The following is a 20,802-nucleotide window of genomic DNA, read 5'->3' as shown; positions in this document are numbered from 1 at the left end:
GCGTGTCTAGATTCGACAGATACCTGCTGTCGCAACTGTTGCAGTTGTTCGGGTTCTTCTCGCTGGTTCTGGTGGCGGTCTACTGGGTCAACCGGGCGGTTGGCCTTTTCGACCAGCTGATCGGCGACGGCCAGTCGGCGCGGGTGTTCCTCGAGTTCTCGATCCTGACGCTGCCGAATGCGATCCGGCTGGTGCTGCCGATCTCGGCCTTTGCGGCGACGGTCTATGTCGTCAACCGGCTGATGCAGGAAAGCGAGCTTGTGGTGATGCAGGCGACGGGGTTTTCCGCCTTTCGCCTGGCGCGGCCGGTGCTTTACTTCGGCCTCGTGGTGATGACGATGCAGCTGGTGCTGACCAATGTCCTCGTCCCGGCAAGCCAGCGGATCCTGGACGAGCGCAGCGCCGAGATTTCGGAAAACATCACCGCCCGATTTCTGAACGCGGGCCAGTTCATGCATCCGGCCGCAGGTGTCACCCTTTACATCCGGGAGATCACCCCGACGGGCGAGTTGCTTGATCTGTTCATGGCGGACGAGCGCGGACCCCGGGAGCGGGTCATCCATACGGCGCGCCGGGCGTTTCTGGTGCGAGGCGAGAGCGCGCCGAAACTGGTGATGGTGGATGGTGCGACGCAGAACCTGTCGCGTGGCGACAACCGGATGGCGGTGACTCGGTTCTCGGACTTCACGATTGACCTTGGCGAGCTGATGGGCGGACGCGCGGGGGGCGGGGTTTCCCTGGATGCGCTGCCGAGCCGGGTGCTTCTGGCGGCGGATGCCGAAACGCAGGCCGCGACGGGGGCAAGTGCTGCGCAGTTGCTGGAAGAGGGGCATTCGCGGCTTGCAGCACCGCTTCTGGCGATTGCAGCGCCGCTTCTGGGATTTGCGGCACTGATGCTGGGCAGTTTCTCGCGCTTCGGGCTCTGGCGGCAGATGGGGGTGGCGATCGGGCTTCTGATCGCGGTGCAGCTGGTCTGGACCTGGGGTGGCAGCATTGCCTTGCGGTCGGCTGTGGCCTGGCCGGCGGTCTACCTGGCGCCGGTGCTTGGGGTCGTGGTGGCGGTGCTGCTGCTTTTCTGGTCGCAGCAGCCGCGGCGCCGGCGGGGTGTTCCGGCATGACCCTGGCCCGCTACATCGCGCTGCGGTTCCTTGGCCTTGTCGGGCGGGTGTTCCTGATCTTCTTCGGCATTCTCATGCTGGTCGACATGATCGAGCAGTTGCGGCGGTTTTCCGGTGAGGGGATCGGCATGGGCGGAGCGGCGGAACTGTCGCTGCTGAACGTGCCCGAGACGCTGTACCGCATCCTGCCGCTGATCGTCATCATGGCGGCTATCGCGATGTTCATCGGCCTTGCGCGGTCCTCGGAGCTGGTCGTGGTGCGGGCGGCGGGCCGGTCGGGGCTGCGGTTCCTGGTGACGCCGGTGGTGATGGCGCTGGCAGTGGGGGCGGTGACGATTGCGCTTTTCAACCCGCTCGTCGCCGCGACGTCCAAGGCCTATGCGGAACGGCGGGCGGACCTGTCGCAGGCGGGGGGATCGGTGCTGTCGGTGGCCGATACCGGGCTTTGGCTGCGGCAGGGGTCGGATGAGGGGCAGACGGTGATCCAGGCGGCGCGCGCGAACCTGGACGGGACCGAGCTTTACGGGGTGACTTTCCTTGGCTTCGATGCCGAAGGCGAGCCGGTCAGCCGGGTCGAGGCCGAGACGGCGCGGCTGGTCGATGGGGCGTGGGAGCTGAGCGGCACCAAGCGCTGGGACCTTTCGGCGGTAAACCCGGAACTTCAGGCGCAGATGGAGGCGGGGCCAGTCCTGCTGCCGTCCGATCTGACGGCCGAGCGGATCAGGGACAGCTTCGGCACGCCCTCGGCCATCGGCTTCTGGGACCTGCGCGGCTATATCGCCGATCTGGAGAAGGCGGGGTTTTCGGCGCAGTCGCACCGATTGTGGTTCCAGATGGAACTGGCGCAGCCGCTTCTGATGATGGCGATGGTGCTGGTTGCCGCAGGGTTCACGATGCGGCCGGCGCGGTTCGGCGGGACCGGGCGGATGGTGCTTTACGCGATGCTGGCGGGCTTCGCGATCTTCTTTTTGCGGAACTTCGCCCAAGCGCTGGGCGAGACCGGGCAGATCCCGATCCTGATCGCCGCCTGGAGCCCGCCCCTTGCCGCGGCGCTGTTCGCGCTGGGGCTGCTTCTGCACCTTGAGGACGGCTGAGATGCGGCGCCTGCTTGCCGTCCTCTGCCTCTGGCTGGCTTCGGTCGCGCCGACGCTGGCGCAGGAGACGGCCACGCTGATCTCGGACAGCCTGGAGATCACGGGCGACACCCGGCTGATCGCGGACGGCAATGTCGAGGTCTACTTCAAGGGCCGCCAGCTGAGGGCCGAGCGCATCGTCTTTGACCAGAAGACCGACCGGCTGGAGATTACCGGTCCCATCGTGCTGACGGATGAGACCGGGGGCAGCGTCATCCTTGCCTCACAGGCCGAATTGCAGGCTGACCTGACCGAGGGCATCCTTGTCAGCGCACGGCTGGTCCTGAACCGTCAGTTGCAGCTTGCGGCGGACCGCATCATGCGGGTCGGGGGCCGCTATACGGCATTGCAGTCGGTCGCGGCCTCGTCCTGCAAGGTCTGCGAGGGCGATCCGACACCCTTGTGGGAGATCCGCGCCCGACGCGTGGTACATGACGAAGTTGAGCGGCAGCTCTATTTCGACAATGCCGTCTTCCGCTTTGGGGGCATCCCGGTCTTCTACATCCCACGGCTGCGGCTTCCCGACCCGACACTGGATCGCGCAACCGGCTTTCTGACGCCGAGGATCCGCACCACATCGGACCTCGGGGCGGGGATCAAGGTTCCCTACTTCATCGTGCTTTCCCCGTCCTCGGACCTGACGCTTGCCCCCTATGTCACGGTCCGCAACAGCCAGACGCTGGACCTGAGATACCGCCAGGTCTTTCACACCGGCTGGATCGAGCTGAACGGTGCAGTGACACAGGATGACCTGATGCCCGACAAGACGCGGGGCTACCTCTTCCTTGACGGCGGCTTCCGGCTTCCCCTGGATTTCGGGCTGACCATCAAGGGCCAGACCGTATCCGACCCCGCCTACCTTCTGGACTACGGGCTGGGCTATCTGGACCGGTTGGACAGCCGCCTCGAGGCGACCCGATCCCGGCGCAACGAGCATATCGCGGCGCGGATCATCAGTTTCCAGACCCTGCGCGAGGATGAGGACAACACGACCCTGCCGTCGGTCATTGCCGACCTTACCTTTCACCGGCGCTTCTCGCTTGGTGCGCTCGGGGGCGAGGGTGGCTTTCAGTTCCAGACCCACAACCATTCGCGCACCTCGACCGATCCGTTTGACGGTCCCGACATCGACGATATCGCGGACGGACGCGACCTTGGCCGCATCTCGATGCGCGTCGACTGGCGCAGGAGCTTTCTGCTGCCCGCCGGAATCGAGGCAACCGTCCTTGGCAACCTGACGGCCGACGCCTACACCATTTCCGAGGATGCAATCTACGAGGGCAGCAGCACGCGCACCTTCGGCAATGCCGGCGTCGAGCTGCGCTGGCCGCTGGTGAAGGCCGGCGCGGGCGGGACCGTCCAGGTTCTGGAGCCGGTGGCGCAGGTGATCTGGGCCCCGTCGGGCAACGAAAACCTGCCTAACGAGGATTCGGTGCTGGTGGAGTTCGATGAGGGCAACCTTTTCTCGCTGGACCGCTTTCCGGGCTCGGACGCCGTCGAACGCGGGCCGCGCGCCAACCTGGGCGTGACATGGACCCGGCTTGACCCCGATGGCTGGTCGATGGGCTTAACTGTCGGGCGGGTCTTCCGGGATGCGGACTATGGGCAGTTCGGCGCGAGCTCGGGCCTTGCGGGCAGGACGTCGGATTGGCTGGCCGGGGTCAGGTTCGACCTCGCGGACGGGTTGGCCCTGACCGCGCGGGCGGTGCTGGACGATGAGCTATCCCTGACCAAGGGCGAAGCCCGCATGGTCTACAGCGCCGAGCGCACGTCGCTGGCCGGATCGGTGATCTGGGCGGTGGCTGACCCGATGGAAGACCGGTTCGAGCCGACGCAGGAAATCACCTTCGATGCCCGCCGGAGTATCGACCAGAACTGGACAGCGAAGGTTTCAGGAAGGTACGACGACGTGGCGAACCAGGGCACTGTGGCCGGCCTCGGGGTGGAGTTTCTGAACGAATGCGTGCGCTTCGACGTTTCCCTCTCGCGTCGGTTCACGTCCTCGACTAGTGTGACGCCGACGACGGATTTCAACCTGTCGCTTGACCTCGTCGGCTTTGGCGCCAGCATATCCGGTGGGGCGGCGCGCACCTGCCGGCGATAGGCCGGCGGCGATGCAGGGCGGGCAGAGACCCGCCGGAACGACATGTGGCAGGATAGACGGCTGAGACGATGGCACTTTCCTTTCTGAAGCGGCACATGATGGGCCTTGCCGTGTCGGCGATGGTTGCCGCCCCGGTCCTGGCGCAGGATTTCAGCCCGCGCCTTTACGTCAACGACCGGATCATCACCCAGTTCGAGGTCGATCAGCGGATCGAGTTCCTGCGCGTCCTGCGATCCCCCGGCGATCTTGAGGAAGAGGCGCTGAAGGGTCTGGTCGAGGATCGGCTGAGGCAGACCGCGGCCGAACAGTTCGAACAGACTGCCACCGAAGAGGAAGTGAAGGCCGGCATGGAGGAATTCGCCCAGCGGGCGAACCTGACGGCGGATCAACTCATCGTCGAACTGGAAAAGGTTGGCATCGCTGCCGAGACCTTCCGCGACTTCGTGACTGCCGGCATCCTGTGGCGGAAGGTGATCCGTGCCCGCTATGCCGGGACGATCACGGTCAGCGAGAACGAGATCGACCTCGCGCTTGAAGCGGCGACGCGGCCGGGTGCACTGCGTGTGCTGGTTTCGGAACTGGTCCTGCCGGTGCCGGAAGGCGAGGACGGGGCCGCTCAGCTGGAGCAGGCGACCAGTCTTTCGCAGTCGATCAGAAGTGAAGGCGCGTTTGCGGCGGCAGCGCAGGAATTTTCCGCTGCCCCGACCAGGACGAACGGCGGCCGGCTCGACTGGGTGCCGCTGTCCAATCTGCCGGGGCCGATCGGCGCGGCGGTTCTGGCACTCGGGCCGGGCGAGGTATCCGACCCCGTTGTGGTTCCGGGCGCCGTGGTCCTGTTCCTGCTGCGGGACGTGGACCTTGACCGATCTGCGCCCCCGGCCCGGGTGACGATCGAATGGGCCGAGGCGCTGGTGCCGAACGATCCCGCCGAGATCGCGCGTCTGCGCGCGGCGGTGGATGTCTGCTATGATCTGAACGGCAAGGCGGCGAACCTGCCGGCCGACCGTGTGACGATCACGACGCAGCCCGCTTCGGAAGTTCCGGGCGATGTCGCGCTTGAGCTTGCCCGGCTTGATCCCGGTGAAAGCTCGGTTGCGCTGGAACGTTCGGGCTTCAAGCGGTTCCTGATGCTGTGCAAGCGCGACGTGGTCCGGGAAGAACCGATCAGCCGGGATGCCGTGCGCGAACGACTGATCGGCCAGAAGGCCGAAAGCCTGGCCGAAACCTTTCTGGAAGAGCTGCGGGCCGCCGCGATCATCCGTGAGCCCTGAGGCTGTGGTCGGGCCGGTCCTGCTGACGTCGGGAGATCCTTCGGGTATCGGGCCGGAGCTTGCGGCGAAGGCCTGGGCGCTGGGTGAGCGGTTTGTCTGGCTTGGCGATCCCCGCCATCTGCCGGAAGGCACCCCGTGGCGCCCGGTGGCCGAGGGCGAGGCGCACGGTGATGGCGCGCTGGCTGTGCTGGAGCAACCTTTCGCCACCCCTGCCCTGCCCGGCCAGCCTGATCCCGCCAATGCCGCGGGCGTGATCGCGGTAATCGCGCGGGCGGTGGGGCTGGTTATGGCAGGGAAGGCCGGCGCGCTTTGCACCGCGCCGATCCACAAGAAGGCGCTGAAGGATGGCGCAGGCTTTGCCTTTCCGGGCCATACCGAGTTTCTCGCGCATCTTGCGGGCGTCGAACGGGTGGTGATGATGCTCGCCTGCCCGGACCTGCGCGTGGTGCCGGCGACGATCCACATTGCGCTGTCAGAGGTGCCAAGGGCGCTGACGCCCGAGGGTCTGGAGGCGACGATCCGCATCACCCATGCCGGCCTGATCCGCGATTTCGGGATCGCCGCGCCACGCATCGCGGTAGCGGGGCTGAACCCGCATGCCGGCGAAGGCGGGGCGATGGGTCGGGAGGAAATGGAATGGATGGCACCGCTTGTCGCACGGCTGGCAGCGGAAGGCATGGCGATCCGGGGGCCGATGTCGGCTGACACGATGTTCCATGCGGCTGCACGCAAGGGCTATGATGTGGCGGTCTGCGCCTATCACGACCAGGCGCTGATCCCGATCAAGACCATCGACTTTGCCGGAGGGGTGAACGTGACGCTGGGGCTCCCCTTCGTGCGGACCTCGCCGGATCACGGGACAGCCTATGACATCGCGGGACGCGGGGTGGCGGACCCGTCGAGCCTCGTCGCCGCGCTGCGGATGGCGCGCGAGATGGCGGCGGCGCGTTTGAGGTAGGCGGTGGACTGGGGGTTTCACACCCCCGGACCCCCGTGGGATACTTGGAGACGAAGAATGTCAGGGGCGGGACTTGGGAACGATTGATGGCCTGCCGCCCCTGCGCGAGGTGATCCGGGCGCATGACCTGGTTGCGAAGAAGCAGCTGGGGCAGAACTTCCTGCTGGACCTGAACCTGACGGCGAAGATCGCACGGTCGGCGGGGGACCTGACGGGCTGCGATGTGCTGGAGGTCGGGCCCGGGCCCGGGGGCCTGACGCGGGGGCTTCTGACCGAAGGCGCGCGGCGGGTGGTGGCGGTGGAAAAGGACGCCCGTGCCTTGCCCGCGCTGGCCGAGATTGCGGCCGCCTATCCGGGGCGGCTGGAGGTGGTGCATGGCGATGCGCTGGAACTGGACCTCGCGGCGCACCTGACCCCGCCGGTGAAGATCGTGGCCAACCTGCCCTACAATGTGGGGACAGAGCTTCTGATCCGCTGGCTGTCGCCCAAGGTCTGGCCGCCGGTCTGGTCCTCGCTGACGCTGATGTTCCAGAAGGAAGTGGCCGAACGGATCGTGGCGAAGCCCCGGACCGACCATTACGGGCGGCTCGCGCTCCTTGCCCAGTGGCGCTGCAACGCGGCCATCGTGATGACGCTGCCGCCCGAGGCCTTCACCCCCGCCCCTAAGGTGCATTCTGCGGTGGTGCATCTGACCGCCCTGCCCCAGCCGCGTTACCCTTGCGACTTCGGTGTGTTGCAGCGGGTGACGGCGATGGCCTTCAATCAGCGCCGCAAGATGTTGCGGTCCAGCTTGAAGGGCCTGCGCCCAGATATCGAGGCGGTGCTGGAAAGCGTTGCGATCCCCCCGACCGCGCGGGCCGAGGAGATCGGGCTTGAACAGTTCTGCGCGCTGGCGCGGGCTGTAGCCTAAGAAATTTCGACTAAAATTCTAAGGCTTACGCGGCCTTTCTGACGGCAAGAACGCGTGCCATCGTTTCGCCCATCGCGCTCGGGTTCGGGGCGACGGTGATCCCGGCGGCGGTCAGGATCTCGACCTTCTCCTGCGCCGATTCCCCGAAGGCCGAAATGATCGCACCCGCATGGCCCATCTTCCGCCCCTTCGGCGCCGAAAGGCCAGCGATATAGGCCACCACAGGCTTCGTCATATGGTCGCGGGCATAGGCCGCGGCTTCGGCTTCCTGCGGGCCGCCGATTTCGCCGATCAGCATCACGGCATCGGTTTCCGGATCTTTTTCAAAGAGTTCCAGGATGTCCTTGAAGCTGGAGCCGTTGATCGGGTCGCCCCCGATGCCGACCGAGGTGGATACGCCGATGCCGAGCGCCTTCATCTGGCTGGCGGCCTCATAGCCCAGCGTACCCGAGCGGCCGACGATCCCGATGCGGCCCGGCATGTAGATGTGCGGCGGCATGATGCCCATGAAGCCCTTGCCGGGCGAGATGATCCCGGCGCAGTTCGGGCCAACGAGGCGCATCTTGCGTTCTTCGGGGTAGCGCTTGAGGAAGCGCTTGACCTTCATCATGTCCTGGCTGGGGATGCCGTCGGTCACGCAGACTGCGGTCCTGATGCCGGCATCCGCCGCTTCCATGATCGCGTCGGCGGCGAAGGGCGGCGGGACGAAAACGAGGCTCGCTTCGGCGCCCGTTGCCTCCACCGCCTCGCGGACGGTGTTGAAAAGCGGGCGGTCGAGGTGGCTTTCACCGCCCCGGCCGGGCGTCACGCCGCCGACGACATTGGTGCCGTGCTTGATCATGTCGGCGGCATGGAAGCTGCCGATCCGCCCGGTGAAGCCCTGGACGATGACGCGGGTCTTTTCGGTGATGAGAATGGCCATGGGTTCCTCCCTCAGGCGGCTTTGCGGGGCAGTGCGGCGACGGCCTTGGCGGCCGCCTCGGCGAGGGTATCGGCAGAGATCAGGGGCAGGCCCGAGGTCTCGATGATCCGCTTGCCCTCTTCCACGTTCGTTCCGGCAAGGCGCACCACGACCGGCAGGGTCAGGCCAAGCTGGCGGTAGGCGGTGACCACGCCCTCGGCCACCCAGTCGCAGCGGTTGATGCCAGCGAAGATGTTCACGAGGACGACACCCACGTTGCGGTCAGCAAGCACGGTCTGGAAGGCCTTCACCACGCGCTCGGGCGAGGCGCCGCCGCCGATGTCGAGGAAGTTCGCAGGCTCGCCGCCCGCAAGCTTGATCATGTCCATCGTCGCCATCGCAAGGCCCGCACCGTTGATGATGCAACCGATGTCGCCGGTCAGGCCGACATAAGACAGACCATGATCCCCGGCGGTGGATTCGCGCGGATCTTCCTGGCTGCGGTCACGAAGTTCGGCCACCTGAGGACGACGGAACAAGGCGTTGGTGTCGAAGGACATTTTTGCGTCCAGCGCGACAAGGTCCCCCGCCCCGGTGATGACCAGCGGGTTGATCTCGACCATTACCGCGTCAAGGTCGCGGTAGGCGCGGTAGCAGGCCTTGAGGATCGTCACCATCTGGGCGATCTGGCCGCCCTTGAGCCCCAGCGCGAAGGCGAGTTCGCGGGCCTGGAATTCGGACAGACCCACGGCAGGGTCGATCGTCATGCGGCGAAGCGAATCGGGATCGGTTTCGGCCAGATCCTCGATCTCCATCCCGCCATGCGCGGAGGCGACGATCATGATCCGTTCGGATTTGCGGTCGAGGACGAAGCCGAGATACATCTCGCGCGCGATGTCGGAGGCAGCCTCGACCCAGAGGCGGTAGACGCCCTTGCCGTTCGCGTCGGTCTGCTTGGTGACGAGCTGCTTGCCGAAGAGCGTTGCGGCGAAGCTTGCGACCTCATGCTCATCACGGCAAAGCTTCACGCCGCCCGCAGCGCCACGGCCACCGGAGTGGATCTGAGCCTTCACCACCCAGGCATTGCCGCCGAGTTCCCGGGCGCGATAACCCGCCTGTTCGGGGCTGTAGGCCAGCCCGCCGCGTGGCACCGGCACGCCGAAGCGGGCAAGGATTTCCTTGGCCTGATATTCGTGGATGTCCATTCTGTCTTCTCCTCCCGGCCACGAATTTTCTGCGAAAATTCAGGCGTTTCGTCGAACTTATCGGACCCGAGTTTTCGCAGAAAACTCGTCTGGCCCTGGCTATTGCGCGGCGATCGCCTCGGCGATCACCAGGACGTTGCGCGCCATCTTCTCGCTGGCGGCGTCGATCATCTTGCCGTCAAGGCTCGCGGCACCCTTGCCCTGCGCTTCGGCAAGTTTCAGTTCCTCGATGATGCGGCGGGCCTTGGTGACCTCGGCCTCGGTCGGGCTGAAGACCTCGTTCGCCAGCGCGACCTGCGACGGGTGGATCGCCCATTTCCCCTCACACCCAAGCGCAGCGGCGCGGCGGGCACCGTCCTTGTAGCCCTCGGGGTCGGAGAAATCACCGAACGGCCCGTCGATGGCGCGCAGGCCATAGGCGCGGCAGGCGATGACCATTCGGCTGATCGCGGCATGCCACTGGTCGCCCGGATACATCGGGTTGAGGCCGCCGATGTTCACCGTGCGGGCGCGCATGCTGGCCGCATAGTCGGCGACGCCGAAATGCAGCGCCTCAAGCCGGCCGCCGAACTGGGCGATGCTTTCCACGTTCGCCATGCCAAGCGCGGTCTCGATCAGCGCCTCAAGGCCCACGCGGGTGCGGTAGCCCTTGGCCTGTTCGATCTGGTTGACCATCGCCTCGACCATGTAAAGGTCGTCGCGCACGCCGACCTTGGGGACGAGGAGGGTGTGAACCTTGTCACCTGCCTGTTCCATCACGTCGACGACGTCACGGTACATGTAATGCGTGTCGAGGCCGTTGATGCGGACCGATACGGTCTTTCCCTTCCCCGCCCAATCGATGTCGTTCAGGGCCTGGATGCAGTTCTTGCGGGCCTGTTCCTTTTCCGGTGGCGCAACCGCGTCCTCAAGGTCGAGGAAGACATAGTCGGCAGGCCCCTGGGCTGCCTTGTCGATCATCGTCGGGTTCGACGAGGGAACCGCGAGTTCAGACCGCTGGAGCCGCTGCTTCCGCAGCGGGTGAAGAGTGTGGCTCATCTTGTTGATCTTCCTGTTATTCTGCTGCGATCTGCATCTTCTGGGCGCGGCCTTGGGCGTACCAGGCCTGCGCTGCTGCAACGCCCGAGCCGAGCGTCACGTCAGCCCCGGCCTCGACCAGCGCCATCTCGGCGACGGCAAGCGCGGTCAGGCACATGCCTTCGTTGAGGTCGCCAAGGTGGCCGATGCGGAAGACCTTGCCGGCAAGGCGCGCAAGGCCCGACCCGAACGAGGTGTTGTAACGCTCGTACCCGATGCGGATGACGTCGCGGGCATCGACATTCTCGGGCACCCGGATCGCGGTGACGGTGTTCGAGTGGAGCGAGGGATGCTCGGCGCAGATATCCAGCCCCCAGGCCGCGACGCCGCGGCGGACACCTTCGGCGAGGTGGGCGTGGCGGGCGATGACGTTCTCCAGCCCCTCGGCATGCAGCCGGTCCAGTGCGGCACGGAGGCCGTGAAGGAGCTGCGCGGGCGGCGTGTAGGGGAAGTATCCGGTCTCGGCGGTCATCGCGAAATCGCGGAACTCGAAATAGGCGCGGCGCATCGTGGCGGTCTCGGAGGCCTTCAGCGCCTTCTGGCTGACGGCAAGGATGCCAAGGCCCGCGGGGCACATCAGGCCCTTCTGGCTGCCGGTGACGGCAAGGTCGACGCCCCAGTCGTCCATCCGGAAGTCGATCGAGCCGACGGAAGAGACGCCGTCAACGAAGAGGAGCGCATCGTGGAAGGTGTCGTCCAGCGCGCGGCGGACGCCCGGGACATCGCTGGTCACGCCGGTCGCGGTTTCGTTGTGGGTGACGAAGACGGCCTTGATCTCGCCCTTGCGGTCGGCGGCCAGGCGGCGGGCGAATTCGTTGACCGGGGCCCCTGCCCCCCAGGCGACGTCGATCACCTCGACATCCAGGCCGAGGCGGGTCGCCATTTCGGCCCAGAGGGTGGAGAACTGGCCGTGCCGGGCCATCAGCACCTTGTCGCCCGGGTTGAGCGTGTTGGTGATCGCGGCCTCCCATGCACCGGTGCCGGAGCCGGGGTAAAGGATGACGCGGGCGGACTCAGAGCGGAACACGCGCTTCAGGTCGGCCAGGATGCCCAGGGTGAAGGCCCCGAACTCCGGCCCGCGCTGGTCCTCCATCGCGACGTTCATTGCGCGCCGGACGGGCTCGGGCACGTTGGTCGGGCCGGGAATGAAAAGGTGGTTGGTTCCAGTGCGCATGTGATCCTCCGCTTTGGACGACCTCTGCCACCGGTCGCGCAATGTGCAAAGGCAAAGCGGGTTTCGCTGTGAACGCGAGAATTTACAGAAGTGGATTTCTGTAATATTGTAAATATCACAGAAGCAAATTGGTGTGCGACAGTATGCAGAAGACCTTCATCGGACCCCATCTGCGCCGCCTACGGCTGGAGCGTGGCGAAACGCAGGGTGCCATGGCAAAGGCACTGGGGATAAGCGCCTCATACGTCAATCTTCTGGAAAACAATGAACGCTCGGTTTCGGTGCAGGTCCTGCTCCGCCTGTTCGAGGCCTATGGCGTCGACTGGCGCGAGATTGCCGAGGAGGACGGGGCTAGCCAGTTGGCCGATCTGCGGGCTGCCCTGCAGGACCCGATCTTCGAGACGCGGCCCGACCTGCCGCAGCTGCGTGCGGCGCTGGTCCATGCGCCGGACCTTGCCACCGCCTTCCTGCGCCTTCACAGGGCCTGGTCGGCGGCGAACGACCAGCTTCTCGCCCGAGCCGAGGGCGATGGCGTCACCGTGGCGTCCACCCCGGAAGCGGCTGTCCACACAGTCTTCCGGCGGCATCGCAACCACTTCCGCGATCTCGAGGAGGCAGCCGAGCGGTTCTGGCCCGCCCCGGTGGAGCGCGACGAGGTCTATGCCGCACTGAAGACGCGGCTGCGGGAGCGGCTGGGGATCACCGTGCGCCTTGTCAGGGTCGAGGACCTGCCCGACACGCTGCGCCAGTATGACGAGGGCCGGCGGGAGATCCTTCTGTCCGAGGCGCTGGATCACACCAACCGGACCTTCCAGCTGGTCCATATGTGCGGGCTCCTGGAGCAGCGCCAGCTCTTGGACGGGCTTGTCGACCGGTCCGGCATCTCGGATGCCCGGGGGGTGGCGCGGCTGCGGGTGGAACTGGCGAACTACTTCGCCGCCGCGGTCCTGATGCCCTATGCCGCCTTCCTGGCCGAGGCGCGGGCGACGAAATACGACCTTGACCACATCGCCACTCGTTTCGGCGTCAGCTTCGAACAGGCCTGCCACCGCGCCACGACCCTGCAGCGCGAAGGTGCACAAGGGGTGCCGTTCTTTTTCCTGCGGATCGACAAGGGCGGGAACGTGACCAAGCGGTTCAACGCGACCGACTTTCACCTCGCCGAATACGGCGGGGCCTGCCCGCGTCTGGATGTCCACACCAGCTTTCGGACGCCCGGCAGGATCGTCCCGCAATTCGTGGAAATGCCAGACAAGTCGCAGTACTTCGTCTTCTCGCGCACCGTGGACCGCCCGACATGGATCCGCCATGCCCAGGACAACCGGCTGGCGGTCGCGATGGGCTGCATGGTCGAGCACGCTGCCGAGATCGGCTATGCCGAGGGCTTTTCGGTTCCCGCCGCGCGCATGGTCCCGATCGGGATCAACTGTCGCATCTGCCCCCGGATGAACTGCGACCAGCGCGCGCATCAGGCGGTAGTCCTGACCCAGCCGGTGGACGAGCGCCGCCGGGGGGCGACGCGGTTTGACGGGTAGCGCCGGGGAATTCACACCCCCGGACCCCCGTGGGATACTTGTGGACGAAGAATGAGCAGATCAGGCTTTGACGCGAAGGTTCTGCGGATCGTAGAGCGGCGACAATGTCACCTCCGCCGGTACCCGTTCCGAGGCCACCTCAAGCTCGTAAGCCCCTGACAGCACGAAGTCATCGGTCACTCCGTCCGCGTGGCGGACATAGCCAAGGCCGATGCTCTTCCCAATCGTGTGGCCATAGCCGCCCGACGAGAGCCAGCCGACGCGCTGGCCGTTCCGGTAGATCGTCTCGCGCCCCAGAAGGATCACCGACGGATCGGCGGTGAAAGTCGCAAGGCGCTTCTTCACGCCGTTCGCCAGTTGCGCGGCGATCGCCTCGCGCCCGAGGAACGGCGAGCCGGACTTCATCTTGACCGCCCAGGCCAGCCCCGCCTCGACCGGCGTGTGATCGGGGCCGATGTCCGCCCCCCAGGCGCGATAGCCCTTCTCAAGCCGCAGCGTCTCGATTGCCCGGTAGCCGGCACTCGTGACCTGCCCCGTCGCCATCAGCGCCTCGTAGACCGTCACGGCCACCTCGACCGGCATGTGCAGTTCCCAGCCAAGCTCGCCCACATAGGTCACGCGCAGCGCAAGGATGGGGCAACCTGCAACCGAGATCGCCCGCGCGGTGCCGAAGGGGAATTCGGCGTTGCCGAGATCGTCCGGGGTCAGCGGTTGCAGCACATCCCGCGCCTTCGGGCCCATCAGGGACAGGACGGCGAAGCCGGAGGTCACGTCCGCAAGATGAACATCGCCGCAGAGGTTGCGGGAAATCCAGTCGAAATCGTGAACCGCAAAGCCCGTTCCGGTGACGATGTAGAAGTCGGTCTCGCCCCGGCGGACGACCGTCAGGTCGCATTCGATGCCGCCTTTGGCGTTCAGCATCTGGGTATAGGTCAGGCTGCCCATGGGCCGGTCGATGTTGCCGGCGGTGATCCAGTTCAGCGCCTTTGCGGCATCCGGGCCGGTCAGCGCGAACTTGGCGAAACTGGTCTGGTCGATCAGGACGCACCCCTCGCGCGCGGACTTGTGCTCGCGCCCCACGGCCTCATGCCAGCCGGGGCGGGCCATGGAATAGCGGTCGATAGGCTCTTCCCCCGGCCCCGCGAACCAGTTCGGGCGTTCCCAGCCGAGCTTCTCGCCAAAGCACGCGCCCGCAGCCTTCAGATGCGCATAAAGCGGTGAGCGGCGGGTCGGGCGGGCGGACTTCATCTCTTCGGAGGGCCAGGCGATGGTGTAGTGCTTGGCATAGGCTTCGAGCGTCCGGGTGCGGACGTAATCAGTCACCCGATGCGGCGGGCCAAAGCGACGGATGTCGACGGGCCAGAGGTCGAAGGGTGGCTCACCCTTCGCCACCCATTCCGCCAGCGCCATCCCTGCCCCGCCGCCGCTTGCGATACCGAAGGCGTTGAAGCCTGCGCCGACATAGAAGTTCCGCAGCTCCGGCGCCTCGCCCAGGATGAAGTTGCCGTCGGGGGTAAAGCTTTCGGGGCCGTTCAGAAGCTGCTTGACCCCCGCCGTCGCCAGTGCCGGGACGCGGGCGATCGCGTCGTCCATGAACTGGGCGTAGTGGTCGTAGTCCGAGGTCAGAAGCTCGAAATGAAAGCCCTCGGGGATACCGTTCACCGCCCAGGGCTTGGGGTTCGGCTCATACCCGCCCCAGACAAGGCCGCCGACTTCCTCTTTCCAGTAGGTGCGCCGGTCGGGGTCGCGCAGGGTGGGCAGGTTCGGCGTCACGCCCTCGATCTTTTCGGTGATCATGTACTGGTGTTCGACCGAGACGAGGGGGACGTTGACCCCGACCGTAGCGGCCAGCGCGCGCGTCCACTGGCCGGCGCAAGCGACGACCTTTTCGCAGGCGATCATGCCGAAGGGCGTGGCGACGCCGGTGATCTTGCCGCCTTCGACAAGGATGCGGGTGACGGGCGTGTCTTCATAGATCGTGACCCCTGCCATCCGCGCGCCCTTTGCCAGCGACTGGGTGATGTCCGAGGGGTTCGCCTGCCCGTCCGTGGGCAGATAGGCCGCGCCGACAAGGTCGTCGATCGTCATCAGCGGCCAAAGCTCTTGCGCTTCCTTCGGGGTCAGGAGGTGCATTTCGAGGCCGAAGGAGTGGGCGGTCGTCGCCTGCCGCTTCACCTCGGTCCAGCGGTCGGCGTTGCAGGCAAGGCGCAGGCCGCCGTTCATCTTCCAGCCGGTCTGAAGGCCGGTTTCCTCTTCCAGTCGCCGGTAAAGGGCAACGGAATGGCCCAGAAGCTGGGTGATGTTGGCGCTGGTACGAAGCTGCCCGACCAGTCCCGCCGCGTGAAAGGTGGTGCCCGAGGTCAGCTTTTTCCGCTCCAGAAGCACCGTGTCGGTCCAGCCGAGCTTGCCCAGGTGATAGGCGACCGAGGTGCCGACGATGCCACCCCCGATGACGACGACGCGGGCGGATTTGGGAAGGTCTTTCATGGAAGTGTCCTGAAGGCGGCCAACGCCGCACGGTAGGTGTCAAGATAGTCGGCGGTATAGGCGGCATAGTCGAAGTCGAGGTCGGAGTGGATTTCCTGCACCATGGACCACATTGCCTCACGCAAGGCGGCAGCCGCCTTCATCGCGGCATAGCGGCGCCAGAGATCGGGATCGGGCGCCAGGCCGTAGTAGGTGGCAAGCACCCATTCCTCCTGCGTCCGGTCGAGCCCGTTGTTCGCGGCAAGCCCGCCAAGGTCGAAGAGCGGTGAGCCCCAGCCGGCATAGTCCCAGTCGATCAGCCACATGCGGGTGCCGTCATGCAGGAAGTTCGCGGGCAGAAGGTCGTTGTGGCCGAAGACCATCTCGATCCGGCCGACGGCGCGTTCCAGTTCGGCCGCCTCGTCCAGAAGCGCGCCAAGGGTGGGGCGATGCCGCGAGGCGCCTTCATCCAGCGTCGCCGCATAGTCCCGCAGGGTCTGGAACACCCAGAAGGTCAGCGCCGGGCCGCGCAGGTGGCGGGGCAGTTCGCGGTGGGTGCGGCCGACGAGGTCCAGCGCCTCGGCGAGAGTCACGGGATCGCGCAAGTCGGCGGCGGTCATGGTGCGACCGGCGATGAAGTCGATCACCAGCGCCCCCGGCGCGTGATAGAGGACGGCCGGCGAAATGTCGGCGGCATGGGCGGCGCGGCTGGCGGCCAGTTCGTTGAAGCGCATGATCTGGTGGACGGGAATGTCGTCGCCGATCCGCACCACGGCGCGGCGGACATCATCGGTGACAAGGACGTTCAGGTTGGTGATGCCCCCGCCAAGCGGCACCGCCGTAGGTATGCCCTGCCAGATCGGGAGGGACAGGGCCTTGGCAATCGGGTCGGTCATGAGGTGCTGTCCGCAGGGGTGATCGCGGACGCAAGCGCCCGGGCAAGGTCTTCGGGGCGCAGGGGTTTCGGCACGACGGCGGCGAAACCCTTGTCGAGGTAATCCGTCAACTGGTGCGTCATCGCATTCGCCGTCACCGCCAGCGCCGGCGGCAGCGGGCGGCCCGACACGCCGGCCAGCACGCGCAGGTCGTGCAGCGTTTCCACCCCGTCGCGACCTGGCATGGCGATGTCCAGAAGCACCGCGTCAAACTCCGCCTCTTTCCAGCGCGCGATCAGGGCATCGCCACTGGAGACGATCTCGGCGGTCACGCCAAGGGACTTCAGGATGCTTTGCAGGATGATGCGGTTGGTGGCATTGTCTTCGGCCGCCAGAATGCGGAGCGGAGGCAGGTTTGGCAGGCTGGTGCGCGGCAGATTCGGCGGGGCGTCGGGCAGGACGGGCATCGCAAGCTCGACCCGTGCGACAAGGCCCTGTCCGGGTGCGCCTGACAGCGTGACCTCGCCCCCCATCAGGCGCACCACACGCCGCACGATTGCAAGGCCGAGACCGGTGCCGCCGTAACGGCGGGTCATCCCGGCATGGACCTGGATGAACTCGCCAAAGACCCGCGACATGTCGGCTTCGGTCATCCCGATCCCGGTATCGGCCACCTCGATCACAAGTTCCTCGCCTTCGCCAGCAGCAAGACGCAGCACGACCTCTCCGGACTCGGTGAACTTTATCGCATTGCCGACAAGGTTGTGCAGCACCTGCACCAGACGCTTTTCGTCGCCAAGGCGATGCGTGTGGATGGCGGGTCCGGCCACGTCCAGCCGCAGCGCCAGACCTTTCGCCTCGGCCCGAATGCGATGGAGCGCGAGGACCTGTTCGGCAACAGCTGGCAGGCTGAGCGGGCGAAGGACCAGGCCAAGCTGCCCGGCCTCGATCTTTGCAAGGTCGAGAATGTCGTTGATGACGGCCAGCAGATGTTCACCGGAGTCGCGGATCACGCCCAGCATCGACGCCTGCTCGGGGTCCTTGACCAGTTTTTCCAGAACGCCCGCCATTCCCAGTACACCGTTCAGGGGCGTGCGCATTTCGTGGCTCATCGCGGCCAGGAAATCGGACTTGGCTCGGTTCGCGGCTTCAGACGCGACCATTGCCGCGCGCAACCGGTCTTCGGTGTCGACAGCATCGGTGATGTCGGTCAGGACCCATACCGCAGCCAGATCGGTGCCAGAAGCAGAGAGCGCTGCGGCATTGACCGTTACAACGCGCCGCGTCCCGTCCGGCCAGAGCAGCGAAAGCCGCTGGTCGTAGCGGATCATCCGCCCCTCGAGTGCCCGCGACGCGGGAAACTCATCAGGCGTAAACGGGTTGCCCTCGGGGCCTGCAACCCCTGCCCTTGCAAGAAGACCGGGAAGGGAGTCGCCGGCAGCCACTGGAAGGCCAAGGACCCGCTCGGCCGCGGCATTGGCAAAGACGACCTGCCCCATCGCGTCCACCGCAACGATGCCGGAAACCGAGGTTTCCATGATCCGCGCCAGTGTGTCCCGTTCGCGGGCAAGGGCGGATTCCAGCGCCTTTGCCGCCGTGATGTCGAGATTGACGCCGCTGGTCCTGACCGGCTTTCCGTTCGCGTCCCATTCGATGGCGCGGGTGCGCGACAAGATCCAGACCCAGTATCCGTCCCGGTGCCGCAGCCGCAGTTCGCGTTCGATCTGCCACTGGCCGGCAGCGAAGGCCTCGGCCTCTTGTTGGTAGAGAGGCTCGACATCGTCGGGATGCAGAAGCTCCAGCCAGCGTTCCAGGGGCAGGGGATTCAGCTCGGCGGCGCTGTATCCCAGGATCTCGGCCCAGCGTTCGCTGATCTCGGTCACTCCGCTGCGCAAGTCATGTTCCCAGGTGCCGACGCGGACGCCGTCGATCAGGCGCGAGAGGCGCTGTTCCGCCTCGATCCGGGCCGAGACGTCGAGCGTCACGCCCGAGATCCGCCGCGGCCGGCCGTCAACCCGCCGGGTCAGAACCCGCCCGCGCGACAGGGTCCAGACCCAGTGCCCGTCGGAATGGCGAAGCCGGCAGAGGACGTCGAAATCGTCCCGTAGCCGGTTGAAAAGTGCCATGCGCGTCTCGTTCACCAAGGACAGGTCGTCGTGATGGACAAGGGCCAGCAGGTCGGGAAAGCCCGCATTGTCACGCTCAAGCCCCAGCATCTTGCGCCAGAGATTGTTCATAACACTGAGGCCCGCGTCGCTGTCCCAGTCCCATACCGCGACCTCGCCGCCATCGACCACCTGCTGCAGGCGACGGTCGGCCAGGCGGCGTGCGGTGACGTCTTCGTAGATGCCCACGGTCTCGCGGTCCGGGGTCGCGCGTTCGCGCACCCAGATCAGCCGGCCATCGGCGAACTCGTCCTCGCCGTCCCAGACCTCGGTCAAGGGGCGGTTCAGGCGGCGTTGCAGGGTTGCCTCGTCGCGTTCGCCCTTTGCCCCGAAGATGCCGCGGTCGATCGCGGCCCGCAGCAGGTCATCGTAGAGCGCACCTTCCCGGATCAGGTCGGCGATCCCCGCAAAGACATGGGTATAGCGGCTGTTCCAGAGGACCAGCCGGTCGTCCGCGTCGAAGACGGCAAAGCCATCGTCCATCGCCTCGAGTGCGGCGACGAGGCGCCCCCGGGTGGCCTCGCTGCGCTGCTGTTCGGCAACAAGCGCGGCCTCCTTCGCGCGGATATCGGTCACGTCCTCGATCAGTGCCCAGACCAGCCTTCGGCCGTTCGGGTCGATGCTCATGAAGCCGCGGAGGACGGCGGGGAAACGGTGCCCGTCGGCCCGGCGCAGGTTCGCCTCGACAGGTCCATAGCTTTGCTGGGTCTTCAGTGCGGGCACCGCGATATCCAGAAGCCAGGTCGCGTCGGGGGGCAGGAATTCGTGCACGGTCAATCCCGGCACCTTCTGCGGATCGAGACCGAAGACCTGCTTGAAGGCGCGGTTGGCGTCCAGGACCTCGCCGGTGTCAAAGTCGTTCAGAAGGATCGGATGCGGACACATCTCGAAGAAGGCGGTGAACTGGCCTTCGCGGAAGGATGACATGACGCTGGAGGATTCAACGGTCGTCAGGTCGCGGATTGCGGCCAGAAGGCTGGCTGGCGCGCCCTCCACCGGCGGCGGCAGAGCGGTAACAGAGACCTCATACCGATGCTGGGCGACCATCGAAGAGGCACCCGCACGACGGGTGATGGTGCCATGCGGGCCGGGCGGGTTTTCGACGATCCCGGCCAGGACCCCGGCCAGGGGTTCGGGCAGGACCTTGGCCAACGGTCGCCCAAGGCCGGCCCGCACCAGCCCGGCAAGCCAGGGCAGCTTTTCGCTGTGGCAGGCCTGGAGTGTACCGTTGGGGGCGATCTCGATCACCAGGTCGGGGAGCGCGCGGAGCGTCGCCTCAAGGTGCTGGCGTGAGGCGGCTTCGGCCGCCGTCGCCTCGTTCCGCGACAGGACCGCCGCGATGGCCCGCCCGACGCTTGCGAGAAGCGCCACCTCCTCGTCCCGCCAGATGCGGCCGGGGGTCTGGCTGTCGAAACCCACGACACCGATCCTGCGGTCGCCACTGCCAAGGGGCAGCATCAGGGTGGAGGAGACGCCGATGTCTTCCAGGAACCGCCGTTCCGGCAGGCCTTCGGGCAGGTCGTCGCGGCTGTGGATCCTGACCGGAAGCCCGGCATCGAAGGCGGCCTTCCAGGTGGCGTGGTGGGCCGGGATGACGTGCTGCATCCGGTCCTTCAGCGGCGGAACGCCGGGGGCCACCCATTCGTGGCTGTTGAACTGGGTCTGGTCGGGCCGGCTGCGGAACAGGAAGGCGCGGTCAAGTCCGCAGGCTTCGCCCAGACGCGCCAGCACCTCGTCCAGCGCCTGTTCGATGCCGCCCGGTCCGGGGTCGAGCAGGCGGTTCATCAGGTCGATGACCAGAAGCTCGATCCGCACCGGACGGGCCTTTGCAGCGTCAAGCGTTCCGGTGCGTCCCATCGGGCTCCATTCTGCCTGCCAGATGTCTGCCTGTCAGACTTCTGGGGCCAAGT

Annotated in this window: 14 protein-coding genes; 7 read left to right on the top strand and 7 right to left on the bottom strand. The window is 66.3% G+C overall.

Annotated features, from left to right (window positions below; all coding sequences use genetic code 11):
• Positions 1-2: 2 nt before the first annotated feature.
• The 6 genes from lptF (at position 3) to rsmA (ending at position 7,494) form a co-directional block, all read left to right on the top strand.
• Entirely contained in the window at positions 3-1,118 is a 1,116-nt protein-coding gene (gene lptF / locus AC2D9V_RS14385) for an LPS export ABC transporter permease LptF (protein WP_484714776.1), read from the top strand.
• A complete protein-coding gene (gene lptG, locus AC2D9V_RS14380; protein WP_484714775.1) occupies positions 1,115-2,212 on the top strand; it encodes an LPS export ABC transporter permease LptG in 1,098 nt (365 codons plus the stop codon). Before lptF ends, lptG begins: the two co-directional genes overlap by 4 nt.
• Position 2,213: 1 nt before the next feature.
• Entirely contained in the window at positions 2,214-4,355 is a 2,142-nt protein-coding gene (locus tag AC2D9V_RS14375) for an LPS-assembly protein LptD (RefSeq protein ID WP_484714774.1), read from the top strand.
• 68 nt (positions 4,356-4,423) lie between these two features.
• Positions 4,424-5,626, top strand: coding sequence for a peptidylprolyl isomerase (locus AC2D9V_RS14370; RefSeq protein ID WP_484714773.1), 1,203 nt, complete (start codon positions 4,424-4,426; stop codon positions 5,624-5,626).
• Positions 5,627-5,630: 4 nt separating this feature from the next.
• Positions 5,631-6,584, top strand: a complete 954-nt coding sequence (pdxA, locus tag AC2D9V_RS14365; protein WP_484715016.1) for a 4-hydroxythreonine-4-phosphate dehydrogenase PdxA — start codon at positions 5,631-5,633, stop codon at positions 6,582-6,584.
• A 73-nt stretch (positions 6,585-6,657) separates the two neighbouring features.
• Positions 6,658-7,494, top strand: a complete 837-nt coding sequence (rsmA, locus tag AC2D9V_RS14360) for a 16S rRNA (adenine(1518)-N(6)/adenine(1519)-N(6))-dimethyltransferase RsmA (protein ID WP_484714772.1) — start codon at positions 6,658-6,660, stop codon at positions 7,492-7,494.
• A gap of 25 nt (positions 7,495-7,519) precedes the next feature.
• On the opposite strand, the gene sucD is transcribed toward rsmA, so the two are convergent.
• The 4 genes from sucD to AC2D9V_RS14340 form a co-directional block, all read right to left on the bottom strand.
• Positions 7,520-8,416: a succinate--CoA ligase subunit alpha gene (gene sucD, locus AC2D9V_RS14355; RefSeq protein ID WP_484714771.1), complete on the bottom strand. Its 897-nt coding sequence runs from the start codon at positions 8,414-8,416 to the stop codon at positions 7,520-7,522.
• 11 nt (positions 8,417-8,427) lie between these two features.
• Positions 8,428-9,600, bottom strand: coding sequence for a malate--CoA ligase subunit beta (locus tag AC2D9V_RS14350; RefSeq protein WP_484714770.1), 1,173 nt, complete (start codon positions 9,598-9,600; stop codon positions 8,428-8,430).
• A gap of 99 nt (positions 9,601-9,699) precedes the next feature.
• Positions 9,700-10,638, bottom strand: coding sequence for an HpcH/HpaI aldolase/citrate lyase family protein (locus AC2D9V_RS14345; RefSeq protein ID WP_484714769.1), 939 nt, complete (start codon positions 10,636-10,638; stop codon positions 9,700-9,702).
• Between the two features lie 16 nt (positions 10,639-10,654).
• A complete protein-coding gene (locus AC2D9V_RS14340) occupies positions 10,655-11,851 on the bottom strand; it encodes a pyridoxal-phosphate-dependent aminotransferase family protein (protein WP_484714768.1) in 1,197 nt (398 codons plus the stop codon).
• Between the two features lie 143 nt (positions 11,852-11,994).
• On the opposite strand from AC2D9V_RS14340, the gene AC2D9V_RS14335 reads away from it, so the two are divergent.
• Positions 11,995-13,386, top strand: a complete 1,392-nt coding sequence (locus tag AC2D9V_RS14335; protein WP_484714767.1) for a helix-turn-helix domain-containing protein — start codon at positions 11,995-11,997, stop codon at positions 13,384-13,386.
• A 60-nt stretch (positions 13,387-13,446) separates the two neighbouring features.
• Here AC2D9V_RS14335 and AC2D9V_RS14330 read toward each other — a convergent pair whose 3' ends face one another.
• From AC2D9V_RS14330 to AC2D9V_RS14320, 3 genes are read right to left on the bottom strand one after another with little or no spacing between them, the layout of a single operon-like run.
• Positions 13,447-15,873, bottom strand: coding sequence for a GcvT family protein (locus tag AC2D9V_RS14330; protein WP_484714766.1), 2,427 nt, complete (start codon positions 15,871-15,873; stop codon positions 13,447-13,449).
• The gene (locus AC2D9V_RS14325; protein ID WP_484714765.1) at positions 15,870-16,748 is read right to left on the bottom strand and encodes a phosphotransferase; all 879 of its coding nucleotides are present in this window, start codon (positions 16,746-16,748) and stop codon (positions 15,870-15,872) included. The genes AC2D9V_RS14330 and AC2D9V_RS14325 overlap by 4 nt, the downstream gene beginning before the upstream one ends.
• Positions 16,745-20,749: a PAS domain S-box protein gene (locus tag AC2D9V_RS14320; RefSeq protein WP_484714764.1), complete on the bottom strand. Its 4,005-nt coding sequence runs from the start codon at positions 20,747-20,749 to the stop codon at positions 16,745-16,747. The genes AC2D9V_RS14325 and AC2D9V_RS14320 overlap by 4 nt, the downstream gene beginning before the upstream one ends.
• Positions 20,750-20,802 lie beyond the last annotated feature (53 nt).

It is taken from the genome of Tabrizicola sp. T46, from assembly GCF_057219895.1.
Note: the sequence above shows the minus strand (reverse complement) of the source record. Positions and strands in the feature narration are given on the sequence as shown.

Coding starts and splice junctions, on each gene's coding strand:
- AC2D9V_RS14350 (WP_484714770.1), bottom strand. CDS start 9,600: ATGGACATCCACGAATATCAGGCCAAGGAAATCCTTGCCCGCTTCGGC.
- AC2D9V_RS14335 (WP_484714767.1), top strand. CDS start 11,995: ATGCAGAAGACCTTCATCGGACCCCATCTGCGCCGCCTACGGCTGGAG.
- AC2D9V_RS14370 (WP_484714773.1), top strand. CDS start 4,424: ATGGCACTTTCCTTTCTGAAGCGGCACATGATGGGCCTTGCCGTGTCG.
- AC2D9V_RS14345 (WP_484714769.1), bottom strand. CDS start 10,638: ATGAGCCACACTCTTCACCCGCTGCGGAAGCAGCGGCTCCAGCGGTCT.
- AC2D9V_RS14340 (WP_484714768.1), bottom strand. CDS start 11,851: ATGCGCACTGGAACCAACCACCTTTTCATTCCCGGCCCGACCAACGTG.
- AC2D9V_RS14330 (WP_484714766.1), bottom strand. CDS start 15,873: ATGAAAGACCTTCCCAAATCCGCCCGCGTCGTCGTCATCGGGGGTGGC.
- lptG (WP_484714775.1), top strand. CDS start 1,115: ATGACCCTGGCCCGCTACATCGCGCTGCGGTTCCTTGGCCTTGTCGGG.
- AC2D9V_RS14375 (WP_484714774.1), top strand. CDS start 2,214: ATGCGGCGCCTGCTTGCCGTCCTCTGCCTCTGGCTGGCTTCGGTCGCG.
- AC2D9V_RS14325 (WP_484714765.1), bottom strand. CDS start 16,748: ATGACCGACCCGATTGCCAAGGCCCTGTCCCTCCCGATCTGGCAGGGC.
- sucD (WP_484714771.1), bottom strand. CDS start 8,416: ATGGCCATTCTCATCACCGAAAAGACCCGCGTCATCGTCCAGGGCTTC.
- AC2D9V_RS14320 (WP_484714764.1), bottom strand. CDS start 20,749: ATGGGACGCACCGGAACGCTTGACGCTGCAAAGGCCCGTCCGGTGCGG.